The organism is Vibrio sp. 9-16B-A1 (assembly GCF_056726165.1).
The window spans coordinates 266,413-289,635 of record NZ_JBSDZD010000003.1 but is presented as its reverse complement, the minus strand read 5'-3'; the positions used below and the strand labels follow the sequence as shown (position 1 = coordinate 289,635).

Below are 23,223 nucleotides of genomic sequence, written 5' to 3'. Positions count from 1 at the left end.
GTGGACTTGTTCGGAAATCGCGGGAGCACATTACCTGAATCCATAATCGCCTGTTAATTGCCCAACTTCCAACCCCGTGCTAACATTTGTACACACGCAAGATATGGAGCACATCATGGACACCAGAATTCAGTTTCGTGTTGATGAAGAGACGAAACGACTGGCTCAACAAATGGCAGAGAGCCAGGGCAGAACGTTAAGTGATGCCTGCCGTGAACTGACTGAGCAACTGGCAGAACAACAAAGAAAGGCACTGTCTCACGATACGTGGCTGACTGAACAGGTAAACCAGGCTTTTGAGAAATTTGACTCAGGAAAAGCCGTTTTTGTTGACCATGAATCTGCCAAATCACGCATGGAAGAACGCAAAGCCAGAATCCGGAATCGGGGAAAGTAATGATTTTATGGGAAGAGGAATCTCTAAACGATCGCGAAAAGATTTATGAGTTTCTGTACGACTTCAACCCAGATGTTGCAGATAAAACTGATGAAATCATCGAAGCGAAAGTTGAAAATCTGTCAGAACAGCCACTGATGGGAGTGAAAAGAGACGGAATCCGGGGGCGACTGCTCATTATTCCTGAGATCTCAATGATTGTGTCCTACTGGGCAGAAGGCGACATCATTCGCATCATGCGCGTACTGCACCAGAAGCAGAGATTTCCGGTGGATTGACCTTCCTCCCTGCTCATACCCATTAACTATCGCCCGCAACGCCAGCTCATCAGCAACCTTAAGCCCATGATGTAACTTGGAAAACAAATAGAGGGTACAACTAAGGACAGATCTTGTTTCTTGCTGGCAAGACTCAAGACCTGATCCCAAAGTGTTTTTTAGACTCTGGATTATCCGCCAAGGGGAGGTTGGGAGGGGTTGGTACTAAGAATTCAAACCTTTTTGTAGAAACTAAATACAATGAATTAATAATACATAAATAACCACATCACATGACACAATACCATGAAGTTATACTATCTTGACAATAAGCATTCTAGTGCATTTTAATTACGGCCCTTGTACTGGATGAATCATCAGTGTAGATTTGGGTTAGGTGAACAAAAGGCACATAAATACTATGGATATATTCGGTGTTAAAAATGATGTGATGAAAGAGTTACATCGAGAAAAAGAATTCCTATGGGAAGGAGTAAGAGACCTTCAAAGTAAGCTTGAATCTCAAGCTAAAGAGAACATAGCCTTAGCAGATGAGTACAAAAAGCTACAGTCTAAGATTAACAGCCTACGAAAATCCGCGCCCGAACACTATAAAGAGCTCGAAAACACATCACGAGCCGTTACAACTTTAAAAACCCGCATTAAGACTCGAACAAATGAACTGAAGAGCTACCTAGAAGAAGCAAAAAAAGATATTGGCTCAATACGTAGCATCTCTGAGTCTGCCGACGAGTTGCAAAGTCAAGTCCAAGACTACTCAACCACACTAGCAGATTTAAACAACGCCATTCTTGCGCACAATGATTCAGTAACGCAACGAATTGAGTCTGCAGACAGTCACATCAATGAACTTGATGAGCTACTATCTCGCAAAGAAGCATTAGAAGCCGACATTCAGTCAATTTCCGAAAGCAATGACGAGTCGCAGCAGCTCCTTGGTACTTTAAAAAATCTTCGAGCTTCAGCAGTCAAAGATCGCAATGAAATACGAACTGCTTATGATGAAATATTCGGATATGACACTGATGATTTAGATGAAGATGATGAGCCAATTAGGGTAAAAGGAAAAGTCGAAACACTGGATGAAAGCTATAAAAAGATCGAGGGTGAACTAAAGCGTTACTACGAAACGAATACAAAACTTGCCGACGAACTAGCTCAAAATGTAGAAAGAATCGAGCAAGACTGTACTTCAAAGTTTGAAGGATACATAGACTCTTGTCGAGAGCAACATGACGATGCTTTAGAACGGATCAATAAGTTACTTCCCGCTGCATTAACGGCTGGCCTAGCAACTGCTTACGACAAGAAAGTCCATGCTGAAAGCGCTGAACTGGAGCGACATGACAGAAGCTTCAAAAATGCTATTTTTATGCTGATTACGGTTTCATTACTGCCTATCTTTATTACATATTTTTACCAAGGCTCAGGATCTGCTACTATTGAATTTGCCGAGATTGTTGAAAGAATTAAATCACTTACGCCATACATGCTTCCCTTGTACGCTCCTGTACTTTGGCTGGCATATTCTGCAAACAAAAAATACAAACTATCAAAACGATTAATCGAGGAGTACACACACAAGGGTGTTTTGAGTAAGACGTTTGAGGGACTGTCAAAGCAAATAGAAGACACGCCAAATCAAGAAATAACAAAAGAGCTACGAACCAAACTTCTATATAACTTGGTCGATGTCAATTCAGAAAACCCTGGAAAACTCATTTCTGATTACAATAAAAGCGATCACCCGCTTATGGATGCGCTTGATAAGAGCAGCAAACTAGCCGACTCAGTTACTAAGTTGTCGCGCGTCCCAGGCTTTTCGGCGCTGGCAACACACTTAGATAACAAGGCGAAAGCTATCCTTGAATCTGAAGATAAAAAGATCAATGCTGTTCTCACTCCCAATGAAACGAAGAAAGAACAAAGCAAGCCAGAGCCAGCTAACCAAAACTAAAACATTGGAGAGCAGCTTCAGTAGCTAAGAACACCAAGTCGATGAGGGTCAGGTCTTTACTTTTGCCACCCAGATAACTGATTGATATAAGTCATCTTTCACTCACATCAAAAGCACCCACATCGATAAAAGATCGCTGCGGAACCCCTCCTAACCTCCCCTTGCCAAGGGGAGGAACTGCTCCTGTGTACATTTCCAAACTTCCCCCATTTTCTTCGAGCCACAGTGCGTGCTTTGTGTCCGGTATGTATTCCCACGCTGGAGCGTGGGAACAAGGATTTGGTGAACTTTGAGGCAAAAGCAGCTTAAGCGCTCCCCCTTACTCATATCCCTCAACAAACGCCCGCAACGCCTGCTCATCCACTATCTCCAGCCCCTGTTCTCCTTTGCGGATCAGGCCTTTGTCCATCAGTTCTTTGACCGCACGGCGGTATACCCGGCCGGATGTGCCGAAGCGTTCTGCTTCCTGGTTTACTTTATCGAATCCACCCAGCAGGGTGTTGGTTTGCTTCTGGACCAGCAGGTCCCAGGCGATGTTGTAGGTGATGGGGTGAAGCAGGCGGTTGGTATAGATGTCCATGGAGTCCTGGTAGTCTTCTGCCAGGCCTGAGGCGAAAAAGAGCATCATTTCAGGTTTGTGCAGCAGGGCTTCGGTGAGTTTCTGGATGCAGATGACGTCTACCTGCATGTGTTCGTCTGCGACCACATTCCACTGGCATGGGGTTTGGGTGAAGAACTCCATTTCACCGTAGATATGGTAGTCACAGTTGGCTTCACCGAGCTGAAAGCGGCGGCCATTGGCGGCCAGAATGCTCATGGAAACCCGGCCTACCGGCACCACATAGATGTATTGCAGTTGCTCGCCCTGGCGCAGGATGACTTCATTTTTGTCAAAGTAGCGGGTATGCACCTGGCACTGATAGATAAGCTCACGAAACTCAACGCTTTTCTGCTCAAGTTGCGTTTTAAAACGTCCGCCCGGGTAAGGACTGATCCTCATAAGCCATTCTCCACTGTGCCTGTTCTTCCGGGCTGATTGTACCCCCTGCCCGCCTGGGTGAAAACCCAACAAAAAAAGCGACAGTTTCCTGCCGCTTTTGTCACTGTTCCCAATGCTGGCAATTCACTATGCCTGCGCTGTCAGAGCCTCCAGCGCCGCGAGTGAGGCCAGCTTCTCGCCCGCCATCATTGCCTGGGCTTCATCCACATACTGGCCTACGCCCTCTTTTACGTCCTGCTGATAGAGCACGACGTTGTTGAGAACAGAAGCCACTTCCACGCCACGGAGTCTGCCCACGGCCAGCAGGGCTGAGGTTTCCATATCCGCGCCGAGTATGCCTTTGCTGTTCCAGTAGCGGCAAATCGCGTCTTCATCATCGGTATAAAAGCTGTCATGAGAACGCACAACACCGGAATGATAAGGAGCAGACTGGCCAGACAGATACTCATCCAGCGCTTTGAGCAGTGAAAAGCTCGCATAAGCCGGATAAGAAGGCTCGACGTACGCTTTGGAGCCGCCTTCATCCCGGACTGCGCCTTCTGCCACAATCAGCTCGCCAAGGCCAATCCCTGCCTGCATCGCCCCGGCTGAGCCGACACGTACAATATGGGTAACGCCGCACTGTTTCAGCTCTTCCACCGCGATAATCATCGAGGGCGCGCCGATCCCGGTGCTGCATACTGAGACTGCCCGGCCGTTATAGCGTCCGGTGAAGACCCGGTATTCACGGTTTTCCGAGACCAGTTCGGACTCATCAAACAGGTTTGCGATACGATTGGCGCGGTCAGGCTCCCCGCACACAATAACCAATGAAGCGATCTGGGTTTCATCAACGCCAATATGTGGTTGCTTAGCCATGAGTGTCCCTTACGCTGTTGCTTCTGCAAGTGGCTGGCCACCGTTGCGTTTCGCGGTGCGGGCCCATTCACGGGTACCGTTGGCAGCAATGAACATCAGGATGGCGTACTGAACCGACATCGCGTACACGCCCTGAGTGGCGTAAATGCCCACACTGATAACGTTAATCACTACCCACAGGATCCAGTTTTCCACGTACTTACGGGTCATCAGGATTTGGGCAACAACGGACAGTACCGTCATAGTGGCATCCCAGAACGGGAACGCATCGGGTTCCAGTACAGGTTCAGCCAGGCCTGCGCCAAACACGTTCATCGTATCCACTGCGATGTTCGCCAGCGCCAGGAAGAACGGGTCGATATACATGGTCAGAAGCGCAATTGCCACCAGGCTTACAGAGCCGGTCAGAACCAGTTTCTGTTTGTTCAGCCAGCGGACTTCCAGGGTTTCACCCTCGGCGTTTGGCCTTGTCCACGCGTACCAGCCGTAGATGTTGGCACAGAAGAAAAACAGCTGAAGAAGCAGCAGTCCGTATAACTGAATCTGGAAAAAGATGACGGCAAACAGGGTGACATTCAGTAATCCGAACAGGTAGTTAATGGTTTTTTCCTGGCTGGCAAACCAGATACAAAGCAGGCCAAACACTGTACCAAATGCTTCAATCCAGCTCATCGCGTAGCCATCCCCAATCGGGATGTTCACCAGGGTATTGTTTATATCAAGCAGGGCAAAGAGGTCCATAAATGTGTCCTTTATTAATTATGTTTTGAATGCGCTCATCTTAGGACGTGACAGCAATACTTAAGGAGGACATTTGTCCCCCTTCGAATGTACCCGATCATAAATCAGATCAATACCTGACCAAACAAGTACAAACTGATGATTTCCAATCTCTGGTATTTTTGCTTCAATGGGCCTCTTTGACTCAGGCAACCAACCTGAGTGGATGCCGTTTTCAACCCGGAAGAAACCATGATCAGACATATCTTACTCATCAAGTTCAAAGACTCTGCCCCGCAGCCAGAAATCAATAAGCTCCGAAGCCTGTTTGAAGCGATGCCGGAGAAAGTTGAAGGGGTAGTCTCGGTTGAATGGGGGCTCAATGACAGCCCTGAAGGGAAGAATAAAGATTATACCCACTGCGTACTGATGACGTTTGAAGATGAGGCGGGCCGTCAGAACTATCTTCCCCACCCTGAGCACGATGCCCTGAAGCAGGTGTTCAGGCCGCTGCTGGAAGACATTATTGTGTTTGATTACACGCTGTAACCAAACTGCAAACGAACAAGGGTGCCACCATGGGCACCCTGTTAATTCAAATCCGAAAGCGTTCAGTCCCGGTTATTCATTCACCGGCCACATTTCCCACAGCTGCGATTCCATGCTGCTCTCGGTGGAGTCAGAAATCAGGTCAAAGAAGTCCAGTCCGGTCTGGCGCTCTACTTCATCAATCGTGGTTACAAAGCCCGCCAGTTCACTGCCGGATACGTCGCGGTGCGGCACGATAAACGCGATCGCTTCATCGTAAGCCGGATCCATAATCACTTTGTAGAACGCAGACGGGATCACTACATTGTTGCCAATCACGCCTTCATTACCTGTGTAGATTGGGCCGGTTACCACATACAGCTCGTTGTAGGTGTTCGCGAGATCACGTACGTGCTCTTCCAGCAGACGCCAGCCATTGCGGTTAAAGCCAGGCAGCTGAGGAGACATGTTGCTTAAAAGGAAGCTCTGCTGCATAGACTCTTTGGTGAAATCCATCGCCGCTGATGGTGCCAGGTGCCCACGGTCGTAACCTGAGTTGCTGTAATCTTCCAGGGTGGACTGAGCGTAAGCCGGCAGCTCGGCATCGGCTTTAAAGCTGTTGCTGCGTTTGTAGTACGCGTTCACGCTCTCTTTGGTCAGGTGATAAGCCACCCAGTCGGCGTTTTTCTTCTCGTAGTTATAGCCCACCGCATAGCCGTCACGGCACAGAACCTGATCGCTGTTGTAGGAAGGAAGGCCTTTCTCCAGATGCTGTCCACACGTCTGAGCGTAGACAGAAACGGAAGCAAGCAAACCAAGGGTAAGTAAGAGTGTTTTTTTCATTGCTGTTTCTCGTTGGTTGGGTAAAGCAATGAAAATAAACATTTATATCAACAGTGACGTGAGAGCAGTCACAGGATAATCAGTATGGCATAAGGTATTAGAGTAAATATTCTTCACCCTGAGAACGGTAGCGAAAACGCAACATAAGAGATAAACAATTGAACGCTTAATTACCGGGAAGGAAAACGGGGTGCCATTGGGCGCCCCGTTTGTTTCATTGTGCAGGTGTCTTACACATCATAAGTCGTTGACGCCGTATTCCCGCCTGTACCGGTCCAGTTGGTGTGGAAGAACTCGCCCCGCTCGCGGTCTATACGCTCGTAAGTATGCGCGCCAAAGTAGTCACGCTGGGCCTGCAGCAGGTTCGCAGGAAGGCGGGCTGTGGTATAGCCATCCAGGAAAGTCAGGGCCGAAATGGTGCCAGGCATCGGGATGCCGGATTCCAGCGATTTAGCCGCAACCTTACGCCACGCCGCCAGGCTGTTTTGCAGTATGCCTTTGAAGTAATCATCCGAGCCGAGGAACGCCAGCTCAGGATTGTTCTCAAACGCATCACGGATATTGCTCAGAAACGCGCTGCGGATAATGCAGCCGCCGCGCCACATCAGGGCCACGTTGCCATAGTTCAGATCCCAGCCGTTCTGCTCTGAAGCTTCGCGCATCAGCATAAAGCCCTGAGCATACGAGATAATTTTGGCCGCCAGCAGCGCCTGACGCAGGGCATCGACCCACTCCTGTTTGTCGCCCTCAACCGGGGTGATGGTTTTGCCAAACAGCTTTTCCGCTTCCACACGCTGCTCTTTAAGTGCAGAGAGGCAGCGGGAGAAAACAGATTCTGAGATAAGCGTCAGCGGAATGCCGAGATCCAGCGCGTTAATGCCGGTCCATTTGCCGGTACCTTTCTGGCCTGCGGTATCGAGGATTTTCTCCACCAGCGGCTCGCCGTCTTCGTCTTTGTAGCCAAGAATATCGGCGGTGATCTCCACCAGATAACTGTTGAGCTCAGTTTCATTCCACTGCGCAAACACCTGCTGCATCTCATCGGCAGACATGCCAAGGCCATCTTTCATAAACTGATAGGCTTCAGTTATAAGCTGCATGTCGCCATATTCGATGCCGTTGTGCACCATTTTCACAAAGTGGCCTGAACCGTCATTACCTACCCAGTCACAACACGGTTCGCCCGCTTCGGTTTTGGCAGAGATGCCCTGGAAAATCGGCTTCACCGCTTCCCAGGTCTCAGCCGAGCCACCCGGCATGATAGACGGGCCAAAACGCGCACCCTCTTCACCGCCGGAAACACCACTGCCAATAAAGTGAATGCCCAGCTCACGCAGCGCAGCCACGCGGCGGTTGGTATCCGGGTAGTTGGTGTTACCACCGTCGATAATGATATCGCCTTTATCCAGCAGCGGCACCAGGGCATCGATAAACTTATCGACCACCTCACCGGCACGCACCATCAGCATGATTTTGCGCGGAGTTTCCAGCTTCTCCACCAGCTCTTCAAGGCTGTAAGCGCCAACGATGTTGGTGCCTTTGGCCGGCCCCTGCAGGAACTCGTCCACTTTGGCAGCGGTGCGGTTGTGCGCGACCACTTTAAAACCGTGGTCATTCATGTTGAGGATAAGGTTCTGGCCCATAACGGCAAGGCCGATTACACCGATATCACCTTTCATTGTTCTTCTCCAAATAATCTCTTTTGACGGGCGGCCGCGTTACGCGATTTTCGCCGCCGCGTCTGAATCTAAATACCACTCGGTAGTGCCGGTTTTTGAGGCAATTCTGGCTGCCGGATATGGGAGCTCACTGACAGGCGTTTGGCTTATCTCTTCTACGATCTCTGCCTTTCCAGCTCCAAGGACCAGGTACGTGATGCGTTTTGCCGCTTCCAGTACCCGCGCCGTTTTGGATACCCGCAGCTGACCGGATTCAGGATGTGCGGCGACCACCGACAGGGAGGTATCGCTGTAATCGGTCTGCCCCGGAAAGAGCGAAGCCGTGTGCCCGTCTGGTCCAACACCCAGCAGAATCCAGTCAAACACCGGCACGCCGTTTTCGGCCGGGATTTGCATCAGCATCTCTTTGGCAAAGCGCTCTGCTTCGGCCTCAGGTTCTGCTTCCCCCCGGATGCGGTGAATGTTCTCAGCAGGCAGAGTTATCCCTTTATCACGCAGCTGGCGGAACAGCAGCGTATTCGCTTCACCGAAGTTACTTTGGGCGTCATCCGGCGCGACACAGCGCTCATCCCCCCACCAGAAGTGCAGGTTCTGCCACCGGATTGTGGTGGCCCACTCATCTTCTGCCAGCAGCTTAAACAACATTTTGGGCGTGCTGCCCCCGGACAGGGAGATATGAACCGGCTGGCCTGATTCACTGAGCAATTTGATGTCACCCGCCAGGCTTTCGACTACCTGCTCGGGCGTGTTGTATATTTTGTGATTGATCATAGTTCGCAGTAGTCCGTATCGGTCAGGTTCTTACACGGGAATCGCCACGCGCGGCTATCGCGCTCCAGCAGATCGTCCGACTCTTTGGGCCCCCAGGTGCCGCAGGCGTAACCGAACAGGGCCTGTGGATCCTGCTTGAAATCCAGGATCGGCTGAACGTACTTCCAGCAGGCTTCCACCGCATCGCTTCGGGCAAACAGGGTTGCGTCACCGTACAGCGCATCGAGCAGCAGGCGCTCGTAAGCCGTGAGCATCTGCGTTTCTTTCAGGTCGGCGTAGTGGAAGTTCATCTTCACTTCCTTGGCGTTAAAACCTGCGCCCGGCTCTTTGAGACCAAAGCTCATCTGGATACCTTCATCCGGCTGAATACGGATGATGAGTTTGTTCTCCGGCGCGTTCTGGCCAAATACCGGATGCGGCGTCTGCTTAAAGTGAATGACCACTTCGGTCACCCGGGTTGGAAGACGTTTACCGGTGCGGATGTAGAACGGTACCCCATTCCAGCGCCAGTTATTGATCCCGGCTTTCAGGCCGATATAGGTCTCAGTACGTGAATTTTCCGCCACGCCTTTCTCTTCCCGGTAACCGGGCAGACAGTCACCACGAACACAGGAAGCGGTGTACTGGCCCAGCACCAGGTCGTTGCGCAGCGCGTTTTCATCAAGCGGCTTGAGACATTCGAGCACCTTGACCACTTCATCACGGATAGCGTCAGCATTAATCTGACCCGGCGGCTCCATCGCCACCATCGCCAGAACCTGGAGCAGGTGATTCTGAAACATATCCCGCACCGCGCCGGAGCCATCGTAATAACCGCCCCGCTCTTCCACACCCAGAAACTCTGCACCGGTGATCTCTACATAGTCGATGAAGTTGCGGTTCCACAGCGGCTCAAACATGGCATTGGAGAAACGAAGCACCAGCAGGTTCTGGACGGTTTCTTTACCCAGATAGTGGTCGATACGATAGATCTGATGCTCATCGAAGTGTTCGTGGATCTCTTTATCCAGCGCCTGAGCGGATGCCAGATCATAGCCAAACGGTTTTTCAATGATCAGTCGTTTCCAGCCATCTTCTTCACTGCTGAGACCGTGCGCAGCCAGGCTTGCCGGGATCACGCCATACAGGCTTGGTGGTGTGGCGAGGTAGAAAAGCGTGTCGCGACGCTCGAAATGGTACTGCCCGGCCAGCTGATCCAGACGGGCAGCAAGCCTGCTGTAGTCCTGGCTGTCTGAGGTATCCACCGGCTGATAGTGAACATTTGAGAGAAATGCGCTGAGCGAGTCCGGGTCTCCTCCCTGCTCCTGAGCAAGCCATTCACTCAGCTTCTCACGGTATGACAGGTCAGTATGAGCGGTGCGGCTGACACCCAAAATGGCAAAGCGCTCCGGCAGCTGTTTATTCACATACAACTGGTACAGGGCAGGCATCAGCTTACGGCAGGTAAGATCACCGGAAGCACCAAAAATCACGATGCTGCTGTTATCTGGTATTACCATCATCTTTTCCTTTGAAAGGAGGGGCTTATCATCTGCCCCTTTGCCGGACCACACTATCAACCGGGCGCAGGAATAGAAAACTGGCAGTACCTATTATGTTGATAGACGGGGCCTATCAGACAGGAAAAAACAAGTAACAAAAAGGGGCTGTTCAACAGCCCCCTGAAACTCATTACATCGGTGCAGCAATCTCACCGCTCGCCACCGGGTTCACAGGATCCTTACTCCATTCATACCAGCCGCCATCAAACACGCTGATCTTCGGCCAGCCCATCACGTAGGCGTAGAAAAACGCTTCTGACGCGCGCCAGCCAGTACCGCAGTAGAATGAAACGTTTTGATCCCTGGTGATGTTCCAGTCTGCCCAGAAATCCGTGATGGTTTGGGCGCTCACCATAGTGCCGTCCGGATTCTGGAAATCCTGCATGCTGTATGAATCACTGCCGCCGTGGCCCCAGCGGGCTCCGGCAATGCGGCCTTTGGGTTTGATGTAGCCGTAGCCACTGGTTTCACCCGTGTACTCTGCCCAGCTTCGGATGCTTACCAGCGAACTGCCCTGTGGATCGGCCAGCAGCGCTTTGGCACCCGGAACATCCATTACCAGCTCAGGCTTTGCAGGCAGCTGCGTACCAAAGTGTTTTTCCGGAGCGGCGGTGTTCAGCAATACTTCTGTCGGGTAGCCCCTTGCCTGCCATTCACCATAGCCACCATTGAGCAGGCGTACATCTTTCACCCCTGCGTACATCATCAGATTTGCAGCACGCGCTGCCGCCATGGTATCTCGCCCGTAAAGGATCACCGGCGTCTCTGTGGTGATGCCCAGGCCAAGAAAGGTCTGCTCAAGACGCTCTGGAGAAACCCGGTTCCAGTGCGGCTCAGACTCCAGGTCATTGGTATTGAGATACAACGCACCGGGAATGTGACCGATCAGGTATTTCACCGGAGGACCATAGGCGACTTCCACCACCCGATATTGCGCCTGTGGAGCCTGGCTGACCTGCTCGCCTTTCTGAAGACGGTTCAGCCACTCTGCCGAAACCAGCTTTGAGTAATTGGCCAGATATGAAAGCTCACCGGTGTATTCGCTCAGCGGCGCATCAATGACCTGAACATCCGTAAAACCAAGCCCGGAAAGTGACTGTTTCACTCTCTGTGTTTCTGCTTCGCTGCCATACAACCACACAGACCTGGCATGTGAAAGTGACTGTTTTTCAACCCACCGGCTCAACTCTCCTGCTTCCATAGCATCAAGCCAGCGGGCAGAGAAGTTCAGCGCACCAGGCAGGTGACCGCCCTCTTTCTCCCCGGGTTCGGGCCAGCCATTAAAATAATTGCTGTCACGGCAGTCTATGACCTGCACTGCTGCATCACCGGACTGTTTAAGGTCTTCAAATGTCACGGCTCCTGCTGAGGCAGACGCAAACAGGCTTGCCACAATAGCTGCAGCGGCGGTTAAGGTGTTTCTCACTTTCGGTTCCTTTTGATTAAATCCGGGTCAGCTAATAATGCTCACAAGAAGGTACTGTGTGATATGCGTGCTGAACCGGACGCCGATTATAGTCTCCCGGAACCATTCTGGACAGGTACCATATCAAAACACGGTGTTTTATAACCAAATGGCATTACCTGCATTATTTTAGTTCTCAATAGTGAATAAGGATGACATTTCGCTTTCGGCCAGGGGAATCGACTCAGCCCTTATATGACAAGGCCATTTGTGACTTTGTACAAAGAACCGACATATCGGAAAATTGGATATCTTTACAAATTACATGCATGTTTAGCGGCAAAGCGTGGCGCTGCGCACGGAAAGTGCGACTGAGCTTGCAATTTAATTCGGGCTGATGCCTTATGCTTCATACAGACATGATGTTGATATTTATCTTTAAACCAGTATGTTCTGCTTAATAAATGCTCTGTAAAACAAGGGCGTATTTACAGATATTCCAAAGTGCTCATACCCCTCGCCCGCCTGTATAACAAAAATTGCGGAGTTCACATGAAATTCAGAAGCAAAGTGGTACTCGCCTCATCCCTGTGCCTTATCGGTGCGGTTGGGTGCCTGTCTGTTTACCAGTATTTGTCCATCTCCGATTACGCTCAAAAGAGCATTGAGGAGAACCTAAAGCTTGCACTCGATGAATCCCGGCTGGCAGTAGAATCTGAGCTGGAGAAAAACGAATCACTGATGAAAACCATCACCGATATCGTTGAAGTTGCTCCCACAGACCAGGACCATGTCAGCAAGGTACTGAACACCAAAACCATCCAGAGCGAGTTCATCGTAGTCGGTATGGGCTATCAGTCGGATGGCTCGCTGGTAGAGAACGATCCGGGCTGGGTACCCGAGTCTGATTACGATTCCCGCACGCGCCCATGGTTTACCTCCGCCAGGGACAGCGGACAGTACGGCGTTACCGAACCTTATTTTGATGACTTCACCAAAGAAATGGTGGTCTCTGTTACCGCTCCGGTCAAAGAGAGCGGCAGTTTTGTCGGTAGCCTGTTTGCGGACGTGAGCCTGAAAGGCCTTGCGGACGAAGTGAATGAAATCAAACTGGTCGGCAATGGCTACGGCGTGGTCTTCAGTGGTGACGGCACCATCGTTGCACACCCGAACGCTGAGCTCAATGGCAAGAAGCTGAGCGAAGCCTTCCCGGGTATTGCCCAGAACGCTGCCAGACAGGTACTGGACATCAACGGCCAGCCACACATCATCGAAATAGCTAAAGCCGGAAAACAGGGCTGGAGCGTTGGTGTTGTGATCGATGAGGAAGTCGCTTACGCCGAACTGACGTCGATTAAAAACGCCAGTATCTTTGTCGGGCTGCTGGCTGTGATCCTCAGCTTTGTTATTGTGACCATGGTGACCATCCGTCTGCTCAGACCGCTTAATGACCTAAACCAGGCGATCAATGACGTAGCCAGCGGTGAAGGCGACCTGACCCAGCGTCTGTCTACCGACTCTGACCAGGAGTTTGCCGAGCTTGCGGGCGGCTTTAACCACTTTACCTCTTCGCTGCAGAGCATGATCAAACAGCTGCAGGAGATCGGAACCGATATCAAAGCCAACAACGAGCAAATGTCCAATGGTGCCGGTCAGTCCGCTCAGGCGATGAATAAGCAGATGGAGCAGCTTGAAATGCTGGCCACTGCGATGCATGAGATGTCTGTGACCGCTTCTGATGTGGCCAACAGTGCCCAGTCAGCCTCTGACTCTGCCAACGTTGCCGACACCGCAACTGAAGAAGGTAACACTGTGGTGACCAACACCCAGCATTCCATCAACCAGCTGGCGGAACGAATTTCAGATGCAGTGGAAGAAGTAAACGCGCTGGAAGCCGCGAGCAACAACATCGAAAACATCCTGCAGGTTATCAGCGGCATTGCCGAACAAACCAACCTGCTGGCACTTAACGCTGCGATTGAAGCTGCCCGCGCCGGTGAAAGCGGCCGTGGGTTTGCAGTTGTGGCAGATGAGGTTCGCAACCTGGCCAGCCGGACTCAGCAATCGACCGAAGAGATCCAGGAAATGATCGCTCAGCTTCAGGCTGGTGCCGAAAGCGTGACCAAAGTGATGCAGGAAAGCGCGAGCATGGCTTCTGTGGCCGTCGCCGATTCTTCACAGGCAAGTGAAGCGCTGGCACGGATTAAAGAGAGCATCAGCGTGATCAATGAAATGAACATGCAGATCGCCACCGCCGCTCAGGAACAAAGCCACGTCGCTGATGAAATCAATACCAGCACGCTGCAGATCAAAGATCTCTCAACCGAGGTTTCTACCCTGGCCAATGAGTCTTTAAGCACAGTAGAGCAGCAGCAGGAGCAAATCAGGCAACACGACGGCATCCTCAGCCGCTTCATCGTTTAACCTGACCCGATCAACAGCCCGCAAAGATCTTCCTTGCGGGCTGTAAAGATCTTAAATCCATCAATATTCCAATCTTTGAAGCCCATCAAGCTGTGAATGTTTGTTTATGTAATCTTCTGACTTGCATTGAGTTTCTCAAAAATCCGATCGAAATATCAATAACTTCCATACCTACTGCATACTCAGGCGGCCAGGCCTGCGATCGTCCGTCTGATGCGGATCCCACCCGGATCCGGCACCCGGTTCACTACTGCCTTGTTCATCCGTTAAACAAGATTTCACCCGCCTGTCCCCCGGACTCTGCCGTTGGAGAAGACCCGGATCCTGTCCTATGGTTAATTTATCAGCGACGGAGACAAGACTATGAAAATAAATCCTATCGCATTACTTGCAGTGGTTTCCCTGAGTGTCATGGCAAATGAGCACAAAGACGGCTATTACGGTGGCCAGGATATCTATATCAGTGCCGGGTACACTTATCATGAGCTGGAAGGTGACAAAGGTTCACAATACTCGCTGCTGTTCGGCGGGCGCAATTACAGTGAAAAAAACTGGTTTGTTGGTGGTGAGTTTGAATACGGCCTGATCAACAACAGCGTTACCGGCCAGTATCAGCAAAGTACCCTTATAACCGTAGATGAGAGCCACACCATCAACGGCTACCTGCTGGGTGGTAAGCGTTTTGATCTGGGCGACAGCATGTCCGTCAGCGCGTATGCCATCGGCGGATACAGCCACCTGGCACTGAAAGCACAGCTACCAGGCGACACTGACCACATCAAAGCCTACGGCATGAAATGGGGCGCCGGTGCAGACCTGATGGTATCTGATTACATGCTGGGAGTACGATGGACTCAGGCTAACCTGGAAGCGTCCGAACTGAGCAATGAAGTCACTGAGACCAATATCAGCGGGATGGTTGGGTACCGGTTTTAGATTCGGGGGGGCAGGTTAAACGTCCTCCGCAAACAACAGCATTTCAAAAAAAAAAGCGATGACCTGAGAGTCATCGCTTTTTGTCTGTTCCCAATTTTTTGTATTACAGCCGTTACTTGTTCAGCTGAGCAACAATCTGTTTTGCCTGTTCACGGCCATGTTCAACCAGAGCACCTTTGTAATCTGTTTTGTAGAAGCTGCCACTTACACAGCCTGACTGCTCAATTTGAGGCGCTTCATCAAAGCTGACACGGGTATCTGCAATCTGTTCACCGTTTACGTTGAACATCGCAAAGTGCATTGCTGATTTGGTAATACAGCCACCGCCACGGATTAGTGACTTGCCGTCTGTCGCATAGCCGGTATCACTGGCAACGATAACCGCGTCAACATTCAGAGCCCGCGCTACTTTACTTGCCCAGGTTTTAAACTCAGTGCTCTCCTGGTAGCCAATTACTTCACCATGACCATGTGGCAGGCCAAGGTTGATGTATCCGGTCGGTACGCCCGCTGAACGACGGACGGCCAGTTCCATCTTCATTTCTTTTGAATGAGCCAGCTTAGAGCTGAGTGTCTGGTAACGCTCATTAGAGGCCACCTCATCCGGAGTAGCAAAGTCCCAGCCAGTCTCTGAGCTCATCTCATTGATCATGGCGGCCAGCGAAATGTTCGCAGCCTCGGTACCATTGATTTCCTTCTGAATATGCGATGTAGAATCAAACATGTTGACCGCTTTCTTCGCCGTTCCGTCAAGCAGCTCTCCCGCCATCGCAAACGCGTCGAAAGTGCCGGACTGTTTGTCTCCGGAAATCTCTTCAGGGTCGCGTACGTCCCGGACGATGGTTTCCGGCACCGAATACATGACGACGGCCACTCGCTTCACCTCAGCCAGCTCAGACTGGTTAATAACGTGTCTTGAACACCCCTGTAAAATCAGAGAAAGACCAATCAGGCCACATACCGCTAAACGTTTCATTCGCTTTCCTATACAAAATCTGGCACAACATCGTGCAAATACTGCGGCCAAGTTTTCCGTCCGGCCTGAAGTTAAGCAACAAACAAAAAAACACAAATCCAAAACCAGGAAAACGAAACATTTAACCATTTGTTTTTAATTAAGTTATTGGGATATGCAACAGAGCATAGCTCCGCATAAAACTCACTGCACCTGGTAGGGCTTTTTTTGTTTTTTTAGCTTTTGAACGCAAAAATGTACAAGCCATGGCTATTGTGGCAGCTTAGTCTGAAGCAAAAAAGGAGCGAAACGAATATGAAAACCATCGGTATGCTCGGCGGGATGAGCTGGGAGTCCACACAAAGCTACTATCAGGCCCTGAACGAAGGTGTCAAAGCGAAACTGGGCGGCCTGCACTCGGCAAAGATCTGTCTCTGGAGCGTCGATTTTGCCGAAATTGAAGCCCTGCAGCATCAGGAGGAGTGGGAGAAAACCGGGCAGATTCTGGCGAACGCCGCCAAAGGCGTTGAAGCCGCTGGCGCAGATTTTGTGATGATTTGCACCAACACCATGCACAAGGTCGCGGATCAAATTCAGGCGCAAATCTCCGTTCCCCTGCTGCACATTGCTGATGCCACTGCGCAGCAGCTGGTGAAAGACGGCATTGGTAAAGTTGGCCTGCTCGGCACCCGCTTTACCATGGAGCAGGAGTTCTACAAAAACCGTCTGACGGATAAATTTGGTATTGAGGTGGTGGTTCCTGACAGTAACGCTCGCCAGACCGTTCATGATGTGATTTATCAGGAGCTTTGTCTCGGGCAGATCCGTGACAGCTCACGGGAACAGTATCTCGCCATCATTGACCAGCTCGCAGCAGAAGGCGCACAGGCTGTGATCCTGGGCTGCACTGAAATCGCCCTGCTGGTCGGTCAGAAGGATACAGAAGTCCGGCTGTATGACACCACTGCCATCCATTCCATGGCTGCTGTTGAACTGGCCTGCGCTTAGCCCCACCTATCCTGGCAGGTCAGCTCTCAATGGCCTGCCATCCAGTCTTATTTCCAGCCTCAAAACAGGATTCCGCACACCATACCAAAATCAGAGACTGGTTCCTTAAAATGCAAAATTCCGCCTCCAATCTGGAATAAAGATGCCACTTTCCATTTGCGCCTGCTGAAAAAAAACGCCTTTCTCTTACTCTTATTTTGCCCGATGAATTTTCATCAAACCGGCCAAACCAATTGATTTATAAGATTAAGCAGTGATAAACAAGGAACACAAAATGGACACTAAGACCAGACGTGTATTTTCACTCAGTCTGCTCAGCGCTTCGTGCATGATGGCGTTTAACAGCTATGCCGCCATCGATTGTTCAGGCATGAACGAGTGGGACAGCAACGCAGTTTACAACGGCGGCGACCAGGTGCAGCAGAGCAATGTCGCTTACGAGGCATCACACTGGACACAGAACCAGTCTCCGGACCAAAACTACGGCGAAGGACAATGGCACGGCAAGCCGTGGACCAAACTCGACACCTGTCAGAATGGCGGAGACGACAACCAGCCCCCGACAGTCTCACTGACTTCACCGGCATCCGGTGACACCTTTACCGCCGGAGACAGCGTGCAGATCGCCGCCAGCGCTTCGGACAGCGATGGCAGCATTGCCAAAGTTGAGTTCTTTGTTGATGGCAGCCTTATCGCCACCATCACCAATGCACCGTACAACACAAGCTGGACTGCGGCTGAAGGCAGCCATACCATCAGCACCAAAGCGTACGATGACAAGGGACTGGTAAGCCAGGAAGCAACCGCAGCAATTACCGTTGATGCCCAGCAGCCAGACAACCAGGCACCTCAGGTGGACCTGACCTCCCCTTCGGCATCAGATACTTTCAAGCAAGGTGACACTGTCACCATATCTGCAAATGCCAGCGACAGTGATGGCACCATCGCCAGGGTTGAGTTTTACGTGGATCAGGTTCTGGTTGGCAGTGCCACCAGCGAACCGTATCAGCATAACTGGACCGCTGCTCAGGGCTCTCACACCATCGGCGTGAAAGCCATTGATGATAAGGACGCAGCGAGCACCATCGATAGCGTGACCATTAACGTTGAAGCATCACAGCCGGATAACGAGCTGCCAACGGTGGATCTGACCCTTTCTGCCTCTGAAGTGGAGCTGGGCAAACCGGTTACCCTGAGCGCAAATGCATCAGACAGCGATGGTACCATCGCCAAAGTCGAGTTCTTTGTTGCAGGCACCAAAGTGGGCACCGCAACCAGCGAACCTTATCAGCTTGAGTACACCACTACCCGCACCGGCAGCCTGGCTGTTTATGCCAAAGCTACCGACAACAAAGGCGGAAGCAGTGATTCAACCGTACAAACCCTGACAGTCAAAGGCGAACCGGTTACCAGTAACTGTCGCCCGGACGGCCTGTACCAGACTTCAGGTATCGATGTACCCTACTGCACCATCTACGACCAGGACGGCCGTGAGAAAATGGGCGCAGACCACCCACGCCGGGTGATCGGTTACTTCACCAGCTGGCGCGCCGGGGACGATCCTCAGGCTTCCTACCTGGTCAAAGACATTCCATGGGAACAGCTGACCCACATCAACTATGCCTTTGTCAGTATCGGCTCTGACGGCAAAGTAAATATCGGTAATGTAAACGACCCTGAAAACCCGGCGGTCGGCAAAACCTGGCCTGGGGTAGAAGTCGACCCGGCGCTTGGCTTTAAAGGCCACTTCGGTGCACTTGCAACAGCGAAGAAAAAACACGACGTTAAGACCCTGATCTCCATCGGCGGCTGGGCAGAAACTGGCGGTCACTTTGATGAGAACGGCGACCGTGTTGCCGATGGTGGTTTCTACACCATGACCACCAACGCAGACGGCAGCATCAACCACCAGGGCATCGAAACCTTTGCCAACTCCGCAGTTGAGATGATGCGTACCTACCAGTTTGACGGCCTGGATATTGACTACGAGTACCCAAGCTCGATGAGCGGTTCCGGTCACCCGGATGATCTGGCGTTCTCTGACCCGCGCCGCCCTTACCTGATGGCCTCTTACCACGAGCTGATGCGCGTACTGCGTGAGAAACTCGATGCGGCCAGTGCCCAGGATGGTCATCACTATATGCTGACTATCGCTGCGCCTTCATCAGGCTATCTGCTGCGTGGTATGGAGACCATGTCGGTCACCAAATACCTGGACTACGTCAATATCATGACTTACGACCTGCACGGCGCATGGAATGACCACGTCGGCCACAACGCAGCCCTCTATGACACCGGCAAAGACTCAGAGCTGGCACAGTGGAGCGTCTACACCACCGAACAGTACGGCGGTATTGGTTACCTCAATACCGACTGGGCGTATCACTACTTCCGCGGCTCTATGCCGGCAGGCCGGATCAACATTGGTGTACCTTACTACACCCGTGGCTGGCAGGGCGTCAGTGGTGGTGAGAATGGTCTGTGGGGCCGTGCTGCACTGCCGGATCAGTCCCGGTGCCCTCCGGGTACCGGCATCGGTGAGAAGAACAACTGCGGTAATGGTGCCATGGGTATCGACAATATGTGGCATGACCTGGACGCCAATGGCAACGAAATGGGTGCCGGTTCTAACCCGGTCTGGCATGCCAAGAACCTGCAAAACGGCATATGGGGTTCTTACGCATCCGCATTCGGCCTCGACCCGTCCAAAGACCCGGCAGATAAGTTAGTCGGTACTTACACCCGCCACTACGACGATGTAGCTGTAGCACCTTGGCTTTGGAATGACGAGAAGAAGGTATTCCTGTCGATGGAAGACAAAGCCTCCATTGACGTGAAATCCAGCTACGTGATCGATAAAGAGATCGGCGGCATCATGTTCTGGGAGCTGGCCGGTGACTATGCCTGTTACCAGCTTGACGCTCAGGGCAACCGAACCACCGTCGACCCGACCGAGCAGGCCTGTACCAGCGGCAATGGCGAATACTACATGGGTAACACCATGACCAAAGCCATTTACGACAAGTTCAAAACCGCTGCGCCGTATGGCAACAAGATTGCCGTTTCCGGAGTCCCGGCAGAAGCGCTGGATATAACGGTGAAAGTTGATGGCTTTAAAGTGGGCGATCAGAACTACCCGATCAACCCGAAACTGACCATCACCAACAACACCGGCGTAACGCTCAAAGGCGGCACACAGTTCCAGTTTGATATTCCGGTATCCACCCCGGATAACGCCAAAGATCAGTCCGGCGCAGGACTGGAGGTCATCTCCTCCGGTCACAGCCGCGACAACAATATCGGCGGCCTTGACGGTACCATGCACCGCGCTGCGTTCAGTCTGCCTTCCTGGCAGGACCTGGCTACCGGTGAGAGCTACCAGCTGGATCTGGTTTACTACCTGCCAATCACCGGCCCGGCGAACTACACGGTAACCGTCGGCGGTGTGGACTACGCGCTTAAGTTCGAGCATCCGGAACTGCCGATTGGTGACATCAGCAACGGCGGCAACGAGGGCGGAGACCTGCCAAAATGTGAGTCCACTGAAGGTATCAACACCTACCCCGACTTCCCTCAGGTTGACTGGGCCGGTAAACCAAGCCATGCCAACGGCGGTGACCAGATGATCCACAACGGCATCGTCTACCAGGCCAAATGGTGGACCAACACCGAACCAGGCAGCGACACCACCTGGGAAGCAGTATGTAAAATCTGATCCTTGCTCAGATGTTGGCCCGGGAAACCGGGCCTTTTTTTTATGTGAACACCCCGTTCAGTCATAAGTAATTTCTGGTACGAACATACAAATATATCATTAAAACAAACTGTTACCGCCATCATATCAATACCTCATACCTAAGTATGGAGCTGAGTGAGTAATCCCGCATTTCCCGTGTTTGCCGTTTTATTAATCACCAGGCCAGCGGTTATATGACTTTCTGCATTTCAATACCTGTCATTTGGTGAAGGAACTACTTAATGATTGAAACTACCGTTAATACACAATCTTTCTCTTCTATTCTGAGCCGAAACAAGCAGGATCTGGCCAGAATAGAGGAATATAAAAATGCCCCTATTTCCGTCACCCCACGAAATATCATTTTTGTCGGGCTGGTCTTCTTCTGCCTGATTATCCTGTCTGTTTTTGCTCTGAACATTATTACCGGCGCTTTTGCTCTGGTAGTCCTGGTAATCACATCAATCGTACTTTACTGGGGGCACCGGCTTTTCCATGCTCTCGACCCTCTGGTTAAACAAAAAACCAAAAATCTCCAGCTGAACATGATGGTAAAAGAGGCCCGTAAAAATGCGGTGGCTCAGCTGAACAATCAGGTCATCACCAATCAAACACGCCTTGAAGCCGCAAGAAGTGCCCGAAATCAAATGGGAGCAACCGTTGAGAAGCTGAGAAATCAGATTAATCCGGCAAACAAAGGTAAGCCCATTTACGAAAAGAAACTCGAGCTGTACAACCGCGTTAACGCAGCCTACCAGCAGGTAATCACTAAAGTTGACAACGCTGCCAGAGCCAATAAAGCGTTTGAGGAAAAAGTGAAAGAATACAAAGACATGGAAGAGTTTGCTTCAACAGCAAGTGCGGCTATGTCAATGTTTGCAGAATCCGGAGATCTGAAACTGGACGAAACTCTGTCACTAGAGGCATTTTCACAAATTGAAACTGACTTTAATGAATCACTGATTTCAGTAGAAAACAGCGCCCGTGACATGCTGGCTGATGATGAATACTAACAGAGGAAAAATCAGAAATGGTTACTAAATCAACAAAAGCTATGAAAATAGTACTGGGTGTCTTATTTGCTCTGGTCATTCTGGTCGGGGGCTACGCATTTCTCAACGGCGAGTCATCGTCAGGCACTCAGGTTCATGAAATTGAAGAAAATCCATTTGGATAATTACAGCTCAGCAATAAGTAAGCAAGAAAGAAAGGGAAATTCATGAAACAAGCATACATACCACTTATCCTGTGTTCCATACTGGCGTCAGCTACCACGTATGCCTCAGACATAAGGCTGGGCACCGGAAGTGAAACTGGCAACTACTACTCAATGTCAGAAGACATAAAAACGTACTGCGAAGACACATTACCTGATGGAACAGGCATCGAAATCATGCCTTCGAGCGGCTCAGTATCAAATCTGACAGGCATGAACAATAAAGAGTTTTCTGCCGGTATCATTCAGGAAGACGTACTGCAATTTTACAAAACTCAGGATCCAAAACGTGTCAATTCAAATCGTCTTAAGATCATCAGTGGTCTGCACTCTGAAACATTCCACCTTCTGATCCCAAAAGGTTACAAACCCAAAGGAAATAGCAGTCTTACCGCAAAGTTCAAAAGCTGGATGAATGATGACGGACCAAAAAAGATCTCTATTGACTCCCTGAAAGGGCAGGTTATCGGCGCTGTCGGTGGAGCGGAAGTCAGCGCCAAAGCCATGAGCTACTTTATGGGACTTAACCTGAATGTTATTTCAATTAACTCCAGTCAGGCACAAAGTTCTGTTGCACCACTTCTGATCGTAGGTGGTCAGCCAGACAAACTGGTTCAGTCTCTGCTGAAAACCAAGAAATACATGCTGGTCGGTATCTCTGGTGAATCTCTGAGCAGTCGCCCTTTCTACACCAAAACTCAGGCAAACTACGAAATAGACGGAAAGCTAAAAACGGTTGAGACCGTTGGTGTCCGCGCTTACCTGCTGGGGAAAGCATTCCGTAAATCCCAGCGAAACGGAGGTATGATCGCCCTGGCTAAATGCATTGATGATAACCTGGAAGATCTGGCCGATGATCCTGATACCAATCCTAACTGGACCAGCGTCATAGAACTTCAGGATAGTGGCGATATGACCAACTGGAGCTACTTCCCACTAAACTAACCCCCTCTGAGGGAGTTCAGCCATCC

At 50.9% G+C, this 23,223-nt stretch carries 19 protein-coding genes and 2 pseudogenes; 12 read left to right on the top strand and 9 right to left on the bottom strand.

The features are described 5' to 3' along the window. The first annotated feature begins 115 nt into the window (after positions 1-115). The 3 genes from ACVB80_RS07360 (at position 116) to ACVB80_RS07350 (ending at position 2,632) form a co-directional block, all read left to right on the top strand. Positions 116-397 carry a type II toxin-antitoxin system RelB/DinJ family antitoxin gene (locus ACVB80_RS07360; protein WP_481080630.1) on the top strand — a complete coding sequence of 94 codons (282 nt, stop codon included), beginning with the start codon at positions 116-118 and terminating at the stop codon, positions 395-397. Then, positions 397-675: a type II toxin-antitoxin system RelE/ParE family toxin gene (locus tag ACVB80_RS07355; protein ID WP_481080629.1), complete on the top strand. Its 279-nt coding sequence runs from the start codon at positions 397-399 to the stop codon at positions 673-675. Before ACVB80_RS07360 ends, ACVB80_RS07355 begins: the two co-directional genes overlap by 1 nt. A gap of 400 nt (positions 676-1,075) precedes the next feature. Next, on the top strand, positions 1,076-2,632 hold the full coding sequence (locus tag ACVB80_RS07350; RefSeq protein WP_481080628.1) for a hypothetical protein: 1,557 nt from the start codon (positions 1,076-1,078) through the stop codon (positions 2,630-2,632). A 319-nt stretch (positions 2,633-2,951) separates the two neighbouring features. On the opposite strand, the gene ACVB80_RS07345 is transcribed toward ACVB80_RS07350, so the two are convergent. From ACVB80_RS07345 to pnuC, 3 genes are all read right to left on the bottom strand, one after another. Continuing rightward, entirely contained in the window at positions 2,952-3,632 is a 681-nt protein-coding gene (locus tag ACVB80_RS07345; RefSeq protein WP_481080627.1) for a Crp/Fnr family transcriptional regulator, read from the bottom strand. A 126-nt stretch (positions 3,633-3,758) separates the two neighbouring features. After that, on the bottom strand, positions 3,759-4,490 hold the full coding sequence (locus ACVB80_RS07340; protein WP_481080626.1) for a nucleoside phosphorylase: 732 nt from the start codon (positions 4,488-4,490) through the stop codon (positions 3,759-3,761). A 9-nt stretch (positions 4,491-4,499) separates the two neighbouring features. Beyond that, positions 4,500-5,231 (bottom strand): nicotinamide riboside transporter PnuC, encoded by a 732-nt coding sequence (gene pnuC, locus ACVB80_RS07335; protein WP_481080625.1) that lies wholly within the window; start codon positions 5,229-5,231, stop codon positions 4,500-4,502. 231 nt (positions 5,232-5,462) lie between these two features. On the opposite strand from pnuC, the gene ACVB80_RS07330 reads away from it, so the two are divergent. Next, positions 5,463-5,759: a Dabb family protein gene (locus tag ACVB80_RS07330; RefSeq protein ID WP_481080624.1), complete on the top strand. Its 297-nt coding sequence runs from the start codon at positions 5,463-5,465 to the stop codon at positions 5,757-5,759. A gap of 72 nt (positions 5,760-5,831) precedes the next feature. Here ACVB80_RS07330 and ACVB80_RS07325 read toward each other — a convergent pair whose 3' ends face one another. The 5 genes from ACVB80_RS07325 to ACVB80_RS07305 form a co-directional block, all read right to left on the bottom strand. Then, a complete protein-coding gene (locus ACVB80_RS07325; RefSeq protein ID WP_481080623.1) occupies positions 5,832-6,581 on the bottom strand; it encodes a DNA/RNA non-specific endonuclease in 750 nt (249 codons plus the stop codon). A 230-nt stretch (positions 6,582-6,811) separates the two neighbouring features. After that, a complete protein-coding gene (gene gnd / locus ACVB80_RS07320; protein ID WP_481080622.1) occupies positions 6,812-8,260 on the bottom strand; it encodes a decarboxylating NADP(+)-dependent phosphogluconate dehydrogenase in 1,449 nt (482 codons plus the stop codon). A 39-nt stretch (positions 8,261-8,299) separates the two neighbouring features. Further along, the gene (gene pgl, locus ACVB80_RS07315; protein ID WP_481080621.1) at positions 8,300-9,031 is read right to left on the bottom strand and encodes a 6-phosphogluconolactonase; all 732 of its coding nucleotides are present in this window, start codon (positions 9,029-9,031) and stop codon (positions 8,300-8,302) included. Beyond that, positions 9,028-10,530 carry a glucose-6-phosphate dehydrogenase gene (gene zwf / locus ACVB80_RS07310; RefSeq protein ID WP_481080774.1) on the bottom strand — a complete coding sequence of 501 codons (1,503 nt, stop codon included), beginning with the start codon at positions 10,528-10,530 and terminating at the stop codon, positions 9,028-9,030. The genes pgl and zwf overlap by 4 nt, the downstream gene beginning before the upstream one ends. Positions 10,531-10,702: 172 nt before the next feature. Further along, on the bottom strand, positions 10,703-11,998 hold the full coding sequence (locus tag ACVB80_RS07305) for a rhodanese-like domain-containing protein (protein WP_481080620.1): 1,296 nt from the start codon (positions 11,996-11,998) through the stop codon (positions 10,703-10,705). 531 nt (positions 11,999-12,529) lie between these two features. On the opposite strand from ACVB80_RS07305, the gene ACVB80_RS07300 reads away from it, so the two are divergent. Both ACVB80_RS07300 and ACVB80_RS07295 read left to right on the top strand, forming a co-directional pair. Then, positions 12,530-14,401: a methyl-accepting chemotaxis protein gene (locus tag ACVB80_RS07300; RefSeq protein WP_481080619.1), complete on the top strand. Its 1,872-nt coding sequence runs from the start codon at positions 12,530-12,532 to the stop codon at positions 14,399-14,401. 363 nt (positions 14,402-14,764) lie between these two features. Continuing rightward, positions 14,765-15,337, top strand: a complete 573-nt coding sequence (locus ACVB80_RS07295) for an outer membrane beta-barrel protein (RefSeq protein WP_481080618.1) — start codon at positions 14,765-14,767, stop codon at positions 15,335-15,337. Between the two features lie 112 nt (positions 15,338-15,449). On the opposite strand, the gene ACVB80_RS07290 is transcribed toward ACVB80_RS07295, so the two are convergent. Continuing rightward, on the bottom strand, positions 15,450-16,313 hold the full coding sequence (locus ACVB80_RS07290) for a hypothetical protein (RefSeq protein WP_481080617.1): 864 nt from the start codon (positions 16,311-16,313) through the stop codon (positions 15,450-15,452). 294 nt (positions 16,314-16,607) lie between these two features. Here ACVB80_RS07290 and ACVB80_RS07285 point away from each other — a divergent pair, with 294 nt between their 5' ends. From ACVB80_RS07285 to ACVB80_RS07260, 6 genes and pseudogenes are all read left to right on the top strand, one after another. Continuing rightward, positions 16,608-17,300, top strand: coding sequence for an aspartate/glutamate racemase family protein (locus ACVB80_RS07285; RefSeq protein ID WP_481080616.1), 693 nt, complete (start codon positions 16,608-16,610; stop codon positions 17,298-17,300). 274 nt (positions 17,301-17,574) lie between these two features. After that, positions 17,575-18,048, top strand: a pseudogene (locus ACVB80_RS07280) (Ig-like domain-containing protein); the annotation flags it as partial. A gap of 90 nt (positions 18,049-18,138) precedes the next feature. Further along, a pseudogene (locus ACVB80_RS07275) lies at positions 18,139-21,015 on the top strand (chitinase C-terminal domain-containing protein); the annotation flags it as partial. 263 nt (positions 21,016-21,278) lie between these two features. Then, the gene (locus tag ACVB80_RS07270) at positions 21,279-22,049 is read left to right on the top strand and encodes a hypothetical protein (protein WP_481080615.1); all 771 of its coding nucleotides are present in this window, start codon (positions 21,279-21,281) and stop codon (positions 22,047-22,049) included. Between the two features lie 17 nt (positions 22,050-22,066). Further along, complete coding sequence (locus tag ACVB80_RS07265) at positions 22,067-22,213, top strand: hypothetical protein (RefSeq protein WP_481080614.1); 147 nt, start codon at positions 22,067-22,069, stop codon at positions 22,211-22,213. Between the two features lie 42 nt (positions 22,214-22,255). Continuing rightward, positions 22,256-23,197, top strand: a complete 942-nt coding sequence (locus ACVB80_RS07260) for a TAXI family TRAP transporter solute-binding subunit (protein ID WP_481080613.1) — start codon at positions 22,256-22,258, stop codon at positions 23,195-23,197. Positions 23,198-23,223 lie beyond the last annotated feature (26 nt).